Annotated in this window: 13 protein-coding genes; 6 read left to right on the top strand and 7 right to left on the bottom strand. The window is 67.8% G+C overall.

What is annotated here, in order from left to right; genetic code table 11:
* The first annotated feature begins 193 nt into the window (after positions 1–193).
* Positions 194–1,150: an aldo/keto reductase family oxidoreductase gene (locus tag ACI2LP_RS32915; RefSeq protein WP_404728202.1), complete on the top strand. Its 957-nt coding sequence runs from the start codon at positions 194–196 to the stop codon at positions 1,148–1,150.
* Between the two features lie 18 nt (positions 1,151–1,168).
* On the opposite strand, the gene ACI2LP_RS32910 is transcribed toward ACI2LP_RS32915, so the two are convergent.
* Both ACI2LP_RS32910 and ACI2LP_RS32905 read right to left on the bottom strand, forming a co-directional pair.
* Entirely contained in the window at positions 1,169–1,762 is a 594-nt protein-coding gene (locus ACI2LP_RS32910; RefSeq protein WP_404728201.1) for a TetR/AcrR family transcriptional regulator, read from the bottom strand.
* A 162-nt stretch (positions 1,763–1,924) separates the two neighbouring features.
* Positions 1,925–3,916, bottom strand: coding sequence for a discoidin domain-containing protein (locus ACI2LP_RS32905; RefSeq protein WP_404728203.1), 1,992 nt, complete (start codon positions 3,914–3,916; stop codon positions 1,925–1,927).
* A gap of 1,038 nt (positions 3,917–4,954) precedes the next feature.
* On the opposite strand from ACI2LP_RS32905, the gene ACI2LP_RS32900 reads away from it, so the two are divergent.
* The gene (locus ACI2LP_RS32900; protein WP_404728200.1) at positions 4,955–5,770 is read left to right on the top strand and encodes an alpha/beta fold hydrolase; all 816 of its coding nucleotides are present in this window, start codon (positions 4,955–4,957) and stop codon (positions 5,768–5,770) included.
* Positions 5,771–5,945: 175 nt separating this feature from the next.
* Here ACI2LP_RS32900 and ggt read toward each other — a convergent pair whose 3' ends face one another.
* On the bottom strand, positions 5,946–7,781 hold the full coding sequence (gene ggt / locus ACI2LP_RS32895) for a gamma-glutamyltransferase (RefSeq protein ID WP_404728199.1): 1,836 nt from the start codon (positions 7,779–7,781) through the stop codon (positions 5,946–5,948).
* Between the two features lie 523 nt (positions 7,782–8,304).
* Here ggt and ACI2LP_RS32890 point away from each other — a divergent pair.
* Genes ACI2LP_RS32890 through ACI2LP_RS32880 form a run of 3 tightly spaced genes read left to right on the top strand, consistent with a single transcriptional unit; the run spans position 8,305 to position 10,073 of the window.
* Positions 8,305–8,616, top strand: coding sequence for a hypothetical protein (locus ACI2LP_RS32890; protein WP_404728198.1), 312 nt, complete (start codon positions 8,305–8,307; stop codon positions 8,614–8,616).
* A gap of 6 nt (positions 8,617–8,622) precedes the next feature.
* On the top strand, positions 8,623–9,174 hold the full coding sequence (locus ACI2LP_RS32885; protein ID WP_404728197.1) for a hypothetical protein: 552 nt from the start codon (positions 8,623–8,625) through the stop codon (positions 9,172–9,174).
* Positions 9,174–10,073, top strand: a complete 900-nt coding sequence (locus ACI2LP_RS32880) for a hypothetical protein (RefSeq protein WP_404728196.1) — start codon at positions 9,174–9,176, stop codon at positions 10,071–10,073. Before ACI2LP_RS32885 ends, ACI2LP_RS32880 begins: the two co-directional genes overlap by 1 nt.
* Positions 10,074–10,268: 195 nt before the next feature.
* On the opposite strand, the gene ACI2LP_RS32875 is transcribed toward ACI2LP_RS32880, so the two are convergent.
* Together ACI2LP_RS32875 and ACI2LP_RS32870 are read right to left on the bottom strand one after the other, a co-directional pair.
* Positions 10,269–10,763 carry a hypothetical protein gene (locus ACI2LP_RS32875; protein ID WP_404728195.1) on the bottom strand — a complete coding sequence of 165 codons (495 nt, stop codon included), beginning with the start codon at positions 10,761–10,763 and terminating at the stop codon, positions 10,269–10,271.
* Positions 10,764–10,927: 164 nt separating this feature from the next.
* Positions 10,928–11,323, bottom strand: a complete 396-nt coding sequence (locus ACI2LP_RS32870; RefSeq protein WP_404728194.1) for a nuclear transport factor 2 family protein — start codon at positions 11,321–11,323, stop codon at positions 10,928–10,930.
* A gap of 1,959 nt (positions 11,324–13,282) precedes the next feature.
* Between ACI2LP_RS32870 and ACI2LP_RS32865 the strand changes: the two genes are divergently transcribed.
* On the top strand, positions 13,283–14,176 hold the full coding sequence (locus ACI2LP_RS32865; RefSeq protein WP_404728193.1) for a peptidoglycan-binding protein: 894 nt from the start codon (positions 13,283–13,285) through the stop codon (positions 14,174–14,176).
* Between the two features lie 112 nt (positions 14,177–14,288).
* On the opposite strand, the gene ACI2LP_RS32860 is transcribed toward ACI2LP_RS32865, so the two are convergent.
* Together ACI2LP_RS32860 and ACI2LP_RS32855 are read right to left on the bottom strand one after the other, a co-directional pair.
* Positions 14,289–14,510 carry a hypothetical protein gene (locus tag ACI2LP_RS32860; RefSeq protein ID WP_404728192.1) on the bottom strand — a complete coding sequence of 74 codons (222 nt, stop codon included), beginning with the start codon at positions 14,508–14,510 and terminating at the stop codon, positions 14,289–14,291.
* The coding region (locus tag ACI2LP_RS32855; RefSeq protein ID WP_404728191.1) for a hypothetical protein at positions 14,510–14,883 on the bottom strand (374 nt) is incomplete at its 5' end. The genes ACI2LP_RS32860 and ACI2LP_RS32855, both read right to left, overlap by 1 nt.

The following is a 14,883-nucleotide window of genomic DNA, read 5'->3' as shown; positions in this document are numbered from 1 at the left end:
GTGCAGGACGCCTTGGACAAGCATCTGGCGAGCGGGACTTCGCGGCTGAGCTTGCTCGGCCGGGTGTCCACCTCGGCGTATCTGCGCGCAAGCTGATCGTTCTCGCGCCGCAGGGACGGTACTCCTTCTCGCCTCGACCGGCGATGACACCCCGCTACCGGCACGGCAGGCAGTGTCGTGGAAAGGTGGTGGCGTGACGACGAAGACCGACGCCTGTGAGGACCGGCTGCTGTACGGGTGCATGGGACTGGGCGGGAGCTGGGACACCCAGCCCTACCGTGCCGCTGACATCGACGATGCCGAGGCCGCGATCAATGCCGCGCTGGACAGCGGGATCACCGCGTTCGACCATGCCGACATCTACCGCCACGGCAAGGCCGAAGCGGTTTTCGGTGAAGTCCTGGCCCGCACGCCGGGGCTGCGCGAACGCATCACGGTGCAGACCAAGTGTGGTATCCGCCTCGCGGACGGCGACCGGCCCGGCGTCTACGACCTGCGCGGGCACAGCATCATCCAGCGCGTCGAGGAAAGTCTCGCTCGCCTGCGCACCGATGTCATCGATGTACTGCTCCTGCATCGGCCCGACCCGCTGGCCGGTGCGGAAGAGATTGCCCAGGCGCTCACCTCGCTGCACCGGCAGGGCCTGGTACGGCGCTTCGGCGTCTCGAACATGAGCGCCGCGCAGATCGCGCACCTCCAGGCTGCCCTCGATGTCCCCCTGGTCGCCAACCAGCTGGAGATGAGTCTGCAGCGACGGGACTGGCTCGAAGCCGGAGTCCTCGTCAACACTCCTGAAGCAGCCACGAACAGTTTCCCGCTGGGGACGATCGAGCACTGCAGTGACAACGACATCCAGCTGCAGGCGTGGGGATCGCTCGCTCAGGGACGCTTCACCGGCCGCCAGGAGACGGCGGCCGAGCACGCGACCGCGCAGCTCGTCACTGTCCTGGCCAGGAAGAAGGGCACGACAGCGGAAACCATTGTGCTGTGGTGGCTCCAGCGTCACCCGGCCCGGATCGCGCCGGTCATCGGCAGCGCCCGACCCGAGCGCATCCTCGCCTGCCGCGACGCCGCCCGGCGGGAACCCGACCTCACTCACGAGGAGTGGTACGAGCTGTGGATCACAGCTCGCGGCACCGCTCTGCCGTAGGCCCTCGGTGGCTGTCGGCTACTCGTTGACGAGGCTGGTGAGGTGGTTGGCGATGGTGTCCAGCACGTGAAGGGCGCCGGCCTTGTCACCGAGTACCAAGTAGTTGAGGGTGAGGCCGTCGGTCATGGCGGCCAGGTAGCGGGCCAGGACGGGGGCGGGGACGAGGAGTTCGTACCCTCTCGTGCGGCCGAGTTCCTCGAGGAGCTCGGTGTAGATGTGGGTGTACTGCTCGTACTGGTGTCGAGCCAGATGCTCAAATCCCGGCTGGCGCAGGGCGTATTGGGTGAGTTCGTAGGTGAGCATGTGTTCGCCGGGGTTGGCAGCCACATGGTCGAAGTAGGCGTGGATGCCCGCAAGGAAGGTTTCCCGCAGGGTGGCTTTGGGCTGGATGGCCTCCCTGACGCCGGCGATGTAGTGGTCGGTGATGGAAGTGATCACGGACTCGAGCAGGGCCTGTTTGGAGTCGAAGCAGTAGTGGAAAACGCTCAGGGAGACGCCTGCTTCGGCGGCGATGGACCGTGTGGTGGTCTTGGCGACGCCGTCGCGGGTCATGGCTCGGATGGCCGCTTCGATCAGCTGCCGGCGCCGTTCGGCCGACGGCTTGCGTGACATGTGCCTTCCCCTCCCGGCCTGATACGTCCCCCGGGACGGACGTGCTTCCCAGGCTGCGGCATGCTCGCTTCGGCGGCGGATGCCGGTGACAGCGGCCCCGGACACATGCGTGCCCGGGGCCGTGAAACCGGTCGCGCCGATTGTTTCAGCTGCTGTGGACGTTCAGCCGCTGTAGACGCCGACTTCGTGGAGTGAGTAGCCCCAGCCGGTACCGCGTTTGATCCCGTGCATGCGTACGTACCGGGCCGAGACGGCGGTGAATTCGGCGGTGTCGAGGCCGCCGTTGCCGGTGGTGGTGGACCACACCGGTCGCCAGTTGGTGCCGTCGGTGGAGATTTCGATGCGGTATTCGGCTGCGTAGGCGCGTTCCCAGTCGAGGGTGACCCGACTGATCAGCCTCGGGCTTCCGAGGTCGACTCTCAGCCACTGGTCGTCGCTCCAGTCGCTGGCCCAGCGGGTGCCCTTGTCGCCGTCCACCGCCCTGTCGGGGGCGTAACTCGTGAACAGGTTCCACTCCGACGAGCTGGCCGCAGCGGGCACGCCCGCGGCGAGGTTGACCCCCGGCTTGTGGGTCTGGGTCGCCTTCCAGGTGTCCAGGTAGGACTCGGCCCCCTTGAACAGGTCGTCGACCACGCCCTGGCCGCCGAGGAGCCGGACCTCCTCGACCCAGTCCGGAACCATGCCGTAGTGCGCGGTGCCGTCGACGTTGATGTCCCAGGTGCGGTCGCCGGTGACCTGCCGGTCGATGACGGAGCCGCCGTCGGTGCTGCGGAAGGGGTACTTCACCGGGGTTGGTGCGTCCGTACCGCGACCCAACGCATGCTCGCCGAGGCCGTTCATGTCGCTGCCGAACCCAAGACCGACCTTGTACTTGTCGCGCAGCGCGTCGGCGAGCTTAGACTCGTTGGTGAAGCCCTCGGCGCCGTTCATGTATTGGGCAACGAAACCGCCGAGACGGTAGACCCGCTCGATCCAGCCCAGATCCATCCAGCTGTGCGAGGAGATCACGCCGGGGTACGCCTGAGACTCGAGGATGTCGAAGGCCTGGCCGGTGGCCTTGACGCTCATGTGGTCGATCTCCAGCATCATGCTGCGCTTCATCATGCCCCGTACTGCGTACTCGCCGAGCTCGGTGAGACCTCGGGTGTTGCACTGCGCGTCCGCGGCGTATGCCGGGACTTCGACGCCGGCGGGAAGTTTCTCCTCCTCGCGCGCCGCCGCGTTGCCGATGGGGTTGTCATGCTGGGGGCCGGTGCACTTCTCGGTCTTCCAGAACGTGCCGGTCGACAGGAACTGGCCGACGTTGATCGCGGTGCCGAGGGTGCCGGAGTCGAAGCGGACGCCGCACAGCGCGTTGTCGAACTTGTGGCACAGGAACATGCTGCGCACACCGAGTTTGTGCAGCTCGTCCAGGCCGCGGTCGATGTCGTCCTTGCCGCACTGCGCGATGTCCAGTATCTGCTTGCAGCCGAACGGCTCGGAGGTTTCCACGCCCAGGATGACGGCCAGCTTGCCCTGTTCGACGACCTGGCGGGCCTGGGTGGCGTCGGTGACGATCCTGAACCAGCCCTTGCCCGGGCCGCCGTACATTCTGTCGACGTAGTCCTGCAGTTCGTACGTCTTCTTCGCCTGCAGGCGGATGGATGTCATTTCGTCGCATCCGCGGTCCTTGAAGGGGGAGACCGAGCAGATCACACCGTTGGTGACGAGGTCGTTGACCAGGATGCGCTGGCCGCCCCGCCAGGCCCGCTCGACCCAGGCGTAGTAGTTCTGCTGGTGGGTCAGGGAGTCGGGGGCCGGCCAGTCCTTGAACGTCGGCCATCCGTTGGGGTCGTGCTTGCCGTCGCCGCCCTTGGTGATGAGGTCGAACAGAGCGAGCGAGCCGTCCGGGTAGTGCTCGGGACAGTCCTTGAGGGCGTCGGCGACTCCCTGTTCGGAGAACGGTTTGCCGCACACGAGCCGGCCGCCGAAGGCCTCGTTGGACATCAGGTGATCGTGCGCGTCGACGAAGCCCCGCACCTCGCCGTGGGCGTCCGTCCCGGTGAACGGCTCGCCGGTGACGTTGATCTGGGAGTCGGGGACGGGCCGGGCTCCTGGGGACCACCAGTTGACATCTGCCTCGGCGGAGGAACTGGTCCCCGCGCCGAAGAGCATCGTGGCCAGGGCGAGGAAGGACGACAGGGTCGCGATCAGTCTGGGCCTGCGGTGCGTGTGTGGGGTCACGGTACGGCCTTCCATCAGGGGACGGTGTGGGGGCAAGGGGCTGAGGCCGTCAGCTGAGCCACAGCCGTCGGACTGTCCGGCCGTTCGCCGCGCCGCGACGGTTGGCGCGTGGAGGAGGGACACCGGCCGGTCGCATCACCCGCCGGCTGACGGGCGTATTCGGCCGACGCAGCATGCCGAAGAGAATCCCCAGGGACTGAACTGGAGTCAATAGTCCGGGACGGATGACCTACTCGCAGGCTCGGAGGATTCAACTCTCGGACCACAAAGCCCGGTTGGCCCCTTCTGTGCCCTGTCGACTCCGGTGGCCGGCCGGTCGACCGGAGCGCGTTGCATGACGTGCTCACGCCTGGATAATGTGAGCCTCCCCATGCGGATGACGGAGCATTAGGGGCGGACCGGGCGTGTGAATGCCTTTCATGGGTGATTCGAGTACGTCCAGGAAACGCCGGACAAGCGGGACGACAGGACGCCTCAAAGGTCCACCTTGAGTTGACCAACAGGGGCGGACCGGTCGCCGATTTCCGTCGACGCACGGGCGATTGGCTGCTCTCCTCGCAACCAGTCGCTGCCGCCGGGACCGGGCTGGAGCACTGTCGGGGCCCGAGACCGCCAAACCTTTCAGCCAGCCGTGCCAGACACGGGAGAGCTCGTCAGCATCCGGGGCCGACGGCCTCGGGTGCCCGGTGCCGGTGGTGGGGCCTGCCGGATGAGCTGCCTGAGGTGGGACTCAAGCAGCGTGAAGTCGAAGCGGGTGAAGTCGAAGCAGGTGAAGTTCGGATCGACGCAATGCTGCCGCACGAGACGAGGCATAGGGCGCATTCAGCGTGCGCGTGTGCAGCCCTTCGCGCTCCTCATCGCAGGCGGAGAGGCATCATCCACCAGCCCCTGACCGCCACTCCTGGCAGCGACGCTGGTCTTCCGCAGCCGTAGCATTGGCGTAGAGGTGCTGAGGCGAGGCGCGCAGCCATGAGAGCAGTGGGCAGGCACACCGTCAGGGAAGGCCGCTTCTGGCATCGCCGGGCAGAGCTGTGCTACGACGACGCCGGTGAGGGCCCGCTCGCCGTGTACGCACACGGCGGGTTCGTGAGCCAGGCCACCGAGGACCGGATGGGCTTGTTCGACTGGGCGCCGGTCCTGGACGCCGGGCAGCGCCTGGTCCGTTACGACGCCCGGGCGCACGGGCGATCCACCGGCGAACCCGTGGACACCGACTACACGTACGCCTCGCTTGCCGACGATCTGCTGGCCCTGCTCGATCACCTGGGTGCTGCCGAGCCCGTCGACGCCATGGGCGCGTCGATGGGATGCGGCAGCGTGCTGCACGCCGCTGTCCGGGCGCCCGAACGGTTCTGCCGACTGGTCCTGCTCATCCCACCCACTGCATGGACGACGCGGGAGGCGCATGCGCGGGCCAACCGGGAGTCCGCCGACGCCATCGAACGAGGGGGAGTGGACGCTTGGCTCGCGGCCAAGGGGGCACAGCCTCGCCCCGCAGTCGTAGCCGACGTTCCCGAGTTCCCACCGACGCCCGCCGAGCGGGTACTGCCGTCGGTCCTGCGTGGCCTGGCGCTGTCCGACCTGCCCTCCCGCACGGCAATCGCCGGGCTGCGCCGGCCGGGCTTGATCCTGGCCTGGACGGATGACCCGGGCCACCCCGTGTCGACCGCTGAGACGCTGGCCCATTTGCTGACGCCCGCCGACCTGCATGTGTCCCGGACTCGCGCCGACATTCGTACATGGGGGGAACGCATCGCGGAGTACCTGGCCCGGCCCCGGCCATGATCGGGAGATCGGCACCCGTACGGGACGGGGCGGCGATCGCCCGGCGCTGTCGGTGCCCGCCATTGGCGGCCAGGACGGGCGCGAAGGCCCGGACCACGCTCAGCGTGAGGCGGCCTCCGGCACGCCGATCTGCAGGCCCCCGGCCTGCAGATCGGCGATCAGGTGAGACCAGCGGTCAGTCGTTCTTCCGGAGAACCATGGCGGAGCCACCACCACGACGTGCCGCTTCCGCAACGGCCTGGATGTCGCCGTCGTCGAGGAATTCCAGAGCCGCGACCGCTCCGATCTCCGGTGCCGGGGTGAATGTCTGGCTGGCGAGTACGAACTTGTGGCCGAGCTTTTCCAGTTCGGCCCTCGCGGGGGAGTCGAGGAAGGCAGGCTCGACCTCGGTGTTCGCGCGGTTGCGTTGCGAGAGGCGAGGTGCGGCGACCGCCTCCGGCAGAGTCATGCCCAGATCCACGCGGTTGATGAGGGTCTGGAGGACGGTGGTGATGATCGTGGCACCGCCCGGTGAGCCGACCGCAAGCAGGGGCTTGCCGTGCCGCAGAACGATGGTGGGCGACATGCTGCTGCGCGGGCGCTTGCCGGGTCCGGGAAGGTTCGGGCCGTCCACCTCCGCGGAGTAGGGGGTGAAATCGAAGTCGGTCAACTCGTTGTTGAGCAGGAAACCCCGGCCGGGCACGGTGATGGCGGAGCCGCCGGTCTGCTCGATGGTCAGGGTGTATGAGACCACATTGCCCCAGCGGTCGGCGGTCACCAGATGAGTGGTGGAGGGCCCTTCGTAGGGTTCGGCGCGTCCGGTTCCCGTGGTGCAGTGGGAGCCGGGGCTGCGCGGGTCGGCGGGGGCCAGCGGACTGGTCAGCGCCGAGTCCCGACTGATCAGGCAGGCCCGGTCCTTGGCGAACTCCTTGGAGAGCAACTCCTGTGTGGGCACTTTGGAGAAGGCCGGGTCCCCCACCCACCGGTTGCGGTCGGCGAAGGCGATACGACTGGCCTCAAGGTAGCGGTGAAGTGCCTGGGCCCGGTCGGTCGGCGTCGCCGCGGACAGGTCGAAGTTCTCCAGGATGTTCAGAGCCTCGCCGACGGTGGTTCCGCCGGAGGAGACGGGCGCCATGGAGTAGACGTCCAGGCCCCGGTAGGCGGTGTGGGTCGGCGCGCGCCGCACGGTCCGGTAGCCGGCGATGTCGCTGGTCTCCATGAGCCCGGCGCGAACGCGCCTGTCCGAGTCCGGTGCCACGGGAGGGTGTTGGACCGTGTCGACTATCTCGCGGGCCATGTCGCGGCCGTAGAAGCCGGCGAGACCCTTCTTGGCGAGCAGGCGGTAGGTGCTCGCGAGGCCGGGGTTGCGGAAGCGTGAGCCCACGACGGGGAGTTCGCCGCCCGGCAGGAACAGGTCGGACGTCGAGGTGAAGTCCCGGAAGCGGTCCTCGTTCATGGCCGTCTGCGCCCGGAACTCCTTGTTCACGACGAAGCCTTCGTCGGCGAGCCGGGTGGCGGGGCCGAGTGTCCGTCCGAGGGGCATCGTGCCCCAGTCGTGCAGCGCGTTCTCCCAGGTGGCGGGGGTTCCTGGTATGCCGACGGAGAGACCGGAGTTGACGGCTTCCTGGAAGGGGACCGGCCCGCCCGTGGCCGGGTCGATGAACGAGTCCGACCGCATACGGGCCGGTGCGGTCTCCCGACCGTCGATGGTGTGGACCTTGCCGGTCTTCGCGTCGTAGTACACGAAGAACCCACCGCCGCCCACGCCTGCCGAGTAGGGCTCGACCACACCGAGTGCGGCAGCGGTCGCCACTGCGGCGTCAACGGCGTTGCCGCCCTTCCGCAGAATCTCGAGGCCGGCCCTGGAGGCGTACGGGTTCACACTGGCGACTGCTCCACCGCTGCCGGTCGCGACCGGCTCCTTCGCCGGGGGCCGTTGCGCGGGTGCGGCCTCCACAGGTGTCAAGGACAGGGCGAGCGGAACGCTCAGGGCCGCCAGGAGAGCAGCACAGGCACGACGACGTATAGGCATGGAGCCTCCGGATCAAGGTTTGCCTGCTCGGGGGTGGCGGAATGGAGACGACCCTGACAGTGGAGGGCTGCTCACGACAACGCCTGCCTGGAAGATTTGCGCTAGATCTGAGGTTGCCGCCCCTGCCGGCCGTCTGTGCCCGAGGGATCCTTCACCGGCCGAAGAGCTACAGCCGACGCCTGCGCCGGGCCTTCTACCTCTCTGTGGTAGAGCCATACGTCCTCAACGGAAGCTTCGATGCGTTCATGGAGGGCCGTCGGCAAGCCGTCATTGGAGCCTCACGTGATCATCTGGACTTCAAAACGCCCCGGGAGTTGGCGCCGACCTCACCATTTCTGGGTCGCGATCAAAAACGAGCAATCCAGGGCATAAAGTTGTCATGAATGGATCCATTGATACCTACCGATAATCGAATAATGGCCGAATGGGATATCTCATGATTGACGATGAGTGATGTCCTGGACTTGTGTAGTATCAGCACCATAAGTGCCGTTAATTTCACCAGGATTATCCGGGGGGACGGGTGGCTGAGTTCCACATCGACAAACAGAGCGCCCAGAACATCTACCAGGGGGAGACCCTGCATATCGGGCCCGAGGCCACTTCCACTGCTTTGGCGCACCTCGGTGCTCTGCTCGCCCGGATCGACGAGCAGGGTGCCCCCGCGGACGAGTGGGCCGAATTGCGTGCCGAGGTCGTACAGGCTCGCGACTCGCTGCCCGAACGGGAAGCCGCAGTAGGTGCGTTGGCGCGGGCCCGTGACATCGCCACACGCCTGCCTGCCGGTTCTGTCGCCGCCACCATCGCCATGATCATCAGTTCCCTTGCCGGGTGATAGCGCATGGGAGGCTCGAAGAACCAGAAGGCCAAGGGCACCCACAATGTCGACCGGCAAGTGGCCGAAACGATCTACAACGCTGACACGGTATACCTCACTCCGCCGGAACTCTCCGCGCAGGAGCGTGCGGAGGGTCTTTTTCGGCGCGGAGAGAGGTCCCTGAGAGAAGGTCTCTACGAATCGGCGGTCGCGCACCTGACCGAGTGTGTCGACCTCAACGCCCTCGGCCCTTCCGCCACCGCCGACGCACGTTTCTTCCACGCTCTCGCCATACTCGGGGGGAAGCGTCCGAGTCTGTGCAGCGGTTCCCAAATCACCGCCGCGCTGAAGGCGCTGGGTCCGTCGCCGCATACCGCTCACGCCCGCTTCCTCTCGGCACTCGTGGAGGAGGACCGCACCAACGCCTGGATGGACTCCCCTCGGATTCCCGGCAACCTGCGCCTGATGACGCAGCAGGTCGACCGTTCACATGCCGCGCTGATCTGCCGACATGTCCCCGCACTCGAAAGCCGTGTCTGGCGAGCTTTGAACGAACACGTGGAAGGTACTGTTTGATGTCTTCGAACCTTGCCGGAAATCAGGCGACCGAGCGGAAGCGGAGAATCGAAAAGTATTTCCAACCCACCCCGAAGGACAGCCTGAAGCAGATCGCTGTGGCGCTGCTCGCTGGTGGTGGGATCGCGGTTCTGCTCGGCCTGATCCTGCTCAGCAGCCAGAGCTTCCTGGCCGTCCTGCTATTCATAGGTGGCGGTTACGCCCTCGTCCAGGGCGCCATCCGGAAAGCGCGCTACAAGGCCGAGTACGAGAAAGCCGAACCCAAGCCCTCCGACCGGGAGATGGACCGGACACTGGCGCTCGACCTGCAGCAGATCGAGGACCGCGCCATGCACCGTCTCGGCATCACCGCGGATCACCTGGAGACCGGCGCGGCGTCCTGGGATCCGGTCGCTGCCCTGCTCGCCGACAAGATGGTGGAACGTCCCAAGAAGCGTCCGCTGGTGCTGTACGGGCCGAAGTTGAGCGACTTTGGGATCGGCGAGGATGGAGTGTGGCGGTTCAAGCTGTACGAGGTCCTCGTCATCTGCCCCACGGTCCACCATCTCGCCATCTACCACTGCTCCCTGGATTTCCTCAGCGGCGGACTGTCCATGGAGGACACCGAGGAGTACCAGTACAACCATGTGGTGGCGGTGTCGACCCGGACCACGCCGGCTCCGGCCGATCTGTCTCTGGAGCGGTTGAACACCCGTGACCCCGAAGACGACGAGGTCCGCTTCGCCAAAGTCTTGCGCCGTCGGCTGGAAGTGAGCGTGTCCAACGGCCAGTCCATAGGTGTCACGGTCGGCATCACGGACGAGCAGGACTCCTCGAAGCAAGCTGTTCTGCAGTCGAGCGGTATCGATGAGGTCATCGGATCTGTCCGGCGCGTACTGCGGGACCATTCCCGGCCGTAGCGGTGCCGGGTGGAGTGGCCGTCCTGCCTCGTCAGCTGTCGAAGTGGTGGCCGTTGCGAGGCCGGCATGTCGAGCCCGAGGATGCGGGCCAGAAAGCCGAAGTGGGCACCCGCGTCCTCGGCGGCGACGGCGGTCGCCGGCACATTCAAGTGGCGGCCGATGACCTCGGCGATGGCGCGGACGGTCACACCCTCCTCACCGACGCCGTGCAGCACCGATCCCGCCGGTGCCTTCTCCACCGCCAGGTGGAACAAGCGCGCGGCATCGAGTCCGGTGTACCACCGAGGGCCAGCGGTTGGACCCGTCGCCGAGGTAGCCCGAGACGCCCTTCTCGCGGACGATGTCGACCAGCTGTCCGACAAGGCCGCGCTTGCTCTGGTCGTGGACCGTCGGCGCGAGCCGCACGATGGATGAGCGCACGCCGCGCTCCGCGAGCGTGAGCGCTGCCTGGGCGCCGGCGTTCCGGGGGCTCGCCGAGGCGGGCGGCGCGTCCTGCTCACTCCCCACAGGCCCACCGGTGGCGATGACCAGCGGCCGGTCCGACCCCTCAAGGGCATCGCCGAACGTTTCGATGGCGCGCAGTTCGGCGCGCGCCGCGGCCTCGTGCTGGGTGAAGTCGTGGTTGAACGCCAGGTGGATGACCCCCTCGGACTCGGCGGCGCCGGTGCGCAGGCTGTCGAGGTCCTCCACCGTGCCGCGGCGCACCTCGGCGCCGGCGGCGGTCAGAGCAGCCGCCCGGCAGCGGACACGGCTGTGGTGACGGTGCGGTCCACCTCCACGACCGCACTGCTGGGGTTGGCGGGCCCGGGATCCTCCCGCCGCGGTCCGGCGGGGGCGGCCCGGGGATCAGGCCATCAGGCGAAGAACTCGTCGAAGGCGTCGATGTCCGTCGCACATTCGTCGAAGTCGGTGGCCTTGTCGCCGACGATCCTGAAGACGATGCCTCCGATCATGTCGAGGCTGCGGCCCTGCCGGGTGGCTGTGGCACGGTGGACAGAGACGACGTGCCCCCGGCCGTCGACGAGCAGGTGCTGCAGCTCGCTCTTGAGCGTGCCGTCCGTCAGGGAGAACAGGCGACCCCAGTAGTCGATGATCGCGTCCTGCCCCTTGAGGTCGCCGGACAGCTGGCTGCTGCCGGGGACGTGGTACGTGGCGTCGTTGGTCATAAGGCCACGGAGTGTGTCCATGTCGCCACGGGAGAAGGCTTCGTAGCCCTTGCGTACGAGTGCGGCGTGCGGATGCTCAGCCATGGCTTTCATCGCCCTTCCGCATAAACAGGGATATGACTGATACTCCCACCCTGTCACCCTCTGCCCGCCCCCGCCAGAGCGCTGCGGGCGCCGGGCGCCATGCCCCGGCTGCCCACGGGGCGCCGAGGACCCGAACAGCAGCCCCTCCTCCTGGTCCTCGACGCGTTGAAGGGCGATCGCATCGGTCACCTCCCGGTGATCGTGCCACCGACCGCCCCGCTGCGGCGTCGGTCCGGCAGCAACGGCTCCTTCCATTCCCCATGTACATCGGTATGTACATCGGTCACTGGCACACCTGTGGTGCTCGGCGAGGGACTGCTCGTGGGCGAGGTGCTGACACTGCCGGTAGGACTTGCGGAAGGGGTCGCCGTCGGCGAGGCCGAGTGGCTGGGGCGGGCACTGGAGGGGCGGGGCGTCGGCTTGGCCTTCACGGGCGGACCGGTGGGGGTTGCGGGAGTTTGGGAAGCCGGTGATTCCCGGTGAGTGGCCGTCGCGCGGGCGCGCCCAGTCGCACCACTTTTCCGGTCCCGGACGCTTCCTCTGGCTGGGTGCGTGGTCGGACGTTCCGGCGAACGTGAGGCCATGGGTGATTCGCTGACGGGGACTTGGAGCTCGTCGGGGGATGCCTGTTCCGGGCTCGGCGCTGCTCGTGAGGAGCCAGCGGAGTGCTGGGGCAGCAGCGATGCAGCGGCCAGGCCGCCGAGCATGGCGAAGGTGGCCGCGGCAAGAGTCCGGCCGCCGTACTTCTTGAGTCGCGGCGGACAGCGGCGCCGGGCTGCGGGCACATCGGCAGAGGGAGTGGGGGACCAGGCAGGGGCCGGGGGCGAGAAGGAGCCCGGTCCCTCGCTGAAGAGGACCTCCAGCACCGCCGTGTCGACTGCCGGAGCACCGCCGCTCCGATCGCCCGGCGGTGGCATGTCGGAGTCGTATGCCCCGCACTCTGGGCACGTCACGGCGCCGTTGAGGTCGCGGCGGCAGGGTACGCAGTAGTCCATGGCTCGACCCTCAGTGCGTGATTCGCTGGAAGGAACCGTGGTCGGCCGACCAGGCTGGGCAGCAACCAGCGGCCGGAAGGCGCCGCTCGGTGTCTTTCGGAAGGATCCTTGGCATGTGCGAACCTCACTCACTCACCGGTCTACAGGCGGGCACCGGTTATCGAGGTCAACGGGCCGGAGCGAGTCAGCGTTCAATCAGCGGCTGAAACGTGGGCCACGCAACTCCCTTGGAGGTTGCGGCTGGTCACACCATCGCCGACGCTTCAGGGTCCGAGCCGACAGCGACGACTCACTCCGAGTCAACTGCGTTCGTCTCCCAGAGAGCTGAACGTCCTCTTCGGCGCGGTGATTCTCTTCGCCCTTGTGATGTGCTCGGCCTCCAGCGCCATCCGCTACAGACGCCGGTTCTGCGAACGCACCGTAGATCCACCGACGATGTGTCCGCGTCGGAGTCGGCTCTCGGTTGGCTGCCGCAGGCGTCAACTCCCCGAGGAATCGACGAGATGTGGGCCACATCCCGGAAGGCAGGTTGAGTCAAGGCCGCACGGGCTGCGTATCGCCTCACAACGAAACAGCCAAGCCCGACCCGTGCCGCCCGGCTCTCCGCCAGGGACTCACCCCTGCGACTGTCATTCGACGTTTTGGTATGCATCCGCCGATGAAAGACATCGCTGGTTGAGGAGGACTGCCGGTGGGATTCGACGACACCGACCCTCAGCGAGCTCACAGTCCAGGTCCTGATCTCGCGCAAGACATACGGGACTCCTTCCAGGCCGTGCTCGACGCCTTGGATGCCGCACGCGCCGACCTCTACGCGATCGACGAGCAGCAGGGCATGCCCGAGTCCCCGCCGCCGTCCTGGCAACAACCCGGCGGACCGACCAGGGACGCAGGCGTCAGTCATCCGCCCCCGCCTGTCTCCTTGCCTCCGCCTCCGCCCCCACCCCGACGGACACAGCCGGTGGTGCCTGCGCCAGAGCGCCTGGATCCGGATCTTCCGCACGCCGTCGAGCCGTATGTGGTGGAGCCGCTGCGGACCCGTGGCGTACGGCAGGTCGACGCTCCGGAGGATGTCGTGGTGGAGCCGCTGTGGTTGCGCGCCACGCATCTGGAGCCTGTTCCGCCCCCGTCATTGGGAAAGCTGCCGCCGGTGGGAAAGCCGCGGATGGCGAGTGGCGCAGGCCCGACGTACGCCGCACCGCCGCTGACCTTCCCTCGCCCGCAGGAGGGCGCGCGCGGCCGGACCGGCCCGCGCCCGTACACAAACCGGTCGGATACCGACGGGCGCCCGGCCCCGCCCTCGGACCAACTCCTCGCCCCGCCCTCGGACCAACTCCTCGCCCCGCCCTCGGATCAACTCTTCGCCCCGTCCGTGGAGTCGCCACCGCCACAGCCACCCGTCCGCGGGGCGCATGCCAGGAAAAGAAGCCGAGGATGGCGGCACTTCGGCGACCGGCGGGACACGCGTGTCGCCGGAATCTTCGGACTGGGCGCCGTGACCGGACTGATCCTCGCCTCTTCGCTGCTGGCCGGCGACAACCCCGGACCGGCGGTCCCGTCCGCGCCCTCCGAGCAACCGGACCGGCCGCCCGTGCCCGACAACCCCGCTCCCGGGCTCCCCGAGATCCCGGGCACGGGCGTGCTGCGCCAGGGCGACAGCGGCCACGGGGTATACGAGCTGCAGGTTCGTCTGCTCCAGGTCCCGAACATGTACGACGGCGGCGCGATCGATGGTCGCTACGACAAGGAGGTCCGAGCGGCCGTGGCCAGATTCCAACAGTGGTACGGCGTCCGCGGTGACGAGACGGGCGTCTACGGCGACAACACGCGCCTCGCCCTCATGTTGCGAACCAAGTAGCAGGACTCCGTCAGGTTGGCCGGTTCTGGGTGGGCTCTGTCGGCATGGTGTTCTTGGCAGGGGCGGCGGCCCGGCGGACGGGGGGAAGCTCTGCCCCGCTGCCTGCGCCCGGTCAGTCCTGCCCATCTGCTGCCGCCGCGGATTCCGCTGCGGCGGCGGCCGACTCGGCGGCATCCACGAGTTGCTTCATTTTGGTGACCTCCGCGGGGCTGGTGGCCGTAGGGCGGTCGGTGGCTTCGCTGCCTTTCCGGTCACCGCCCTGCCCGCAGCCGGTGAGGGCGCTGAGGAACAGGAGGGTGGCCGCTGCGACGATGGCGGTGCGTCGGCAGGACATCAGTTCTCGCTCCCGTTGTTGTTCGCCTTGCACCAGGTCTTGACCGCGGTCAGGTCCTTTTGGCGCTTCTCGAGAGTGGGAACGAGGGAGCGGCGGAAGGTGAGCTTGTCGTTGAGGTAGGTCTCGATCTCGGTGTGACCTGCTGCCCTCGCGTTTTCGACCCGCTTCTCCAGCCGGGCGATGGAGCCGCGCTGCGTCGCGTCTCCGCCGAGGCGGTCCAGGGCTCGCTCAAGACGCTTCTCGATCTTCGGTATCCGCTTGCACAGCACCTGCGCTCCGTCTCCCGTGGGCGCCTCGGCCGGCGGCGGTGTCCCGCCCCCCGGCGAGGGCGTGCCGGCTGCCGCGCGCCGTGCGGGGACGGCGGGGGGAGCCC

Origin of the sequence: Streptomyces sp. NPDC019890, assembly GCF_044903445.1 — a bacterium.
GTDB lineage: Bacteria > Actinomycetota > Actinomycetes > Streptomycetales > Streptomycetaceae > Streptomyces.
This window is presented reverse-complemented; position numbering and strand designations above follow the sequence as displayed.

Excerpts from the sequence above, each read along its gene's own strand:
- ACI2LP_RS32885 (WP_404728197.1), top strand. The coding sequence starts at position 8,623 with ATGGGAGGCTCGAAGAACCAGAAGGCCAAGGGCACCCACAATGTCGAC.
- ACI2LP_RS32860 (WP_404728192.1), bottom strand. The coding sequence starts at position 14,510 with ATGTCCTGCCGACGCACCGCCATCGTCGCAGCGGCCACCCTCCTGTTC.
- ACI2LP_RS32870 (WP_404728194.1), bottom strand. The coding sequence starts at position 11,323 with ATGGCTGAGCATCCGCACGCCGCACTCGTACGCAAGGGCTACGAAGCC.
- ACI2LP_RS32905 (WP_404728203.1), bottom strand. The coding sequence starts at position 3,916 with ATGCTCTTCGGCGCGGGGACCAGTTCCTCCGCCGAGGCAGATGTCAAC.
- ggt (WP_404728199.1), bottom strand. The coding sequence starts at position 7,781 with ATGCCTATACGTCGTCGTGCCTGTGCTGCTCTCCTGGCGGCCCTGAGC.
- ACI2LP_RS32880 (WP_404728196.1), top strand. The coding sequence starts at position 9,174 with ATGTCTTCGAACCTTGCCGGAAATCAGGCGACCGAGCGGAAGCGGAGA.
- ACI2LP_RS32910 (WP_404728201.1), bottom strand. The coding sequence starts at position 1,762 with ATGTCACGCAAGCCGTCGGCCGAACGGCGCCGGCAGCTGATCGAAGCG.
- ACI2LP_RS32900 (WP_404728200.1), top strand. The coding sequence starts at position 4,955 with ATGAGAGCAGTGGGCAGGCACACCGTCAGGGAAGGCCGCTTCTGGCAT.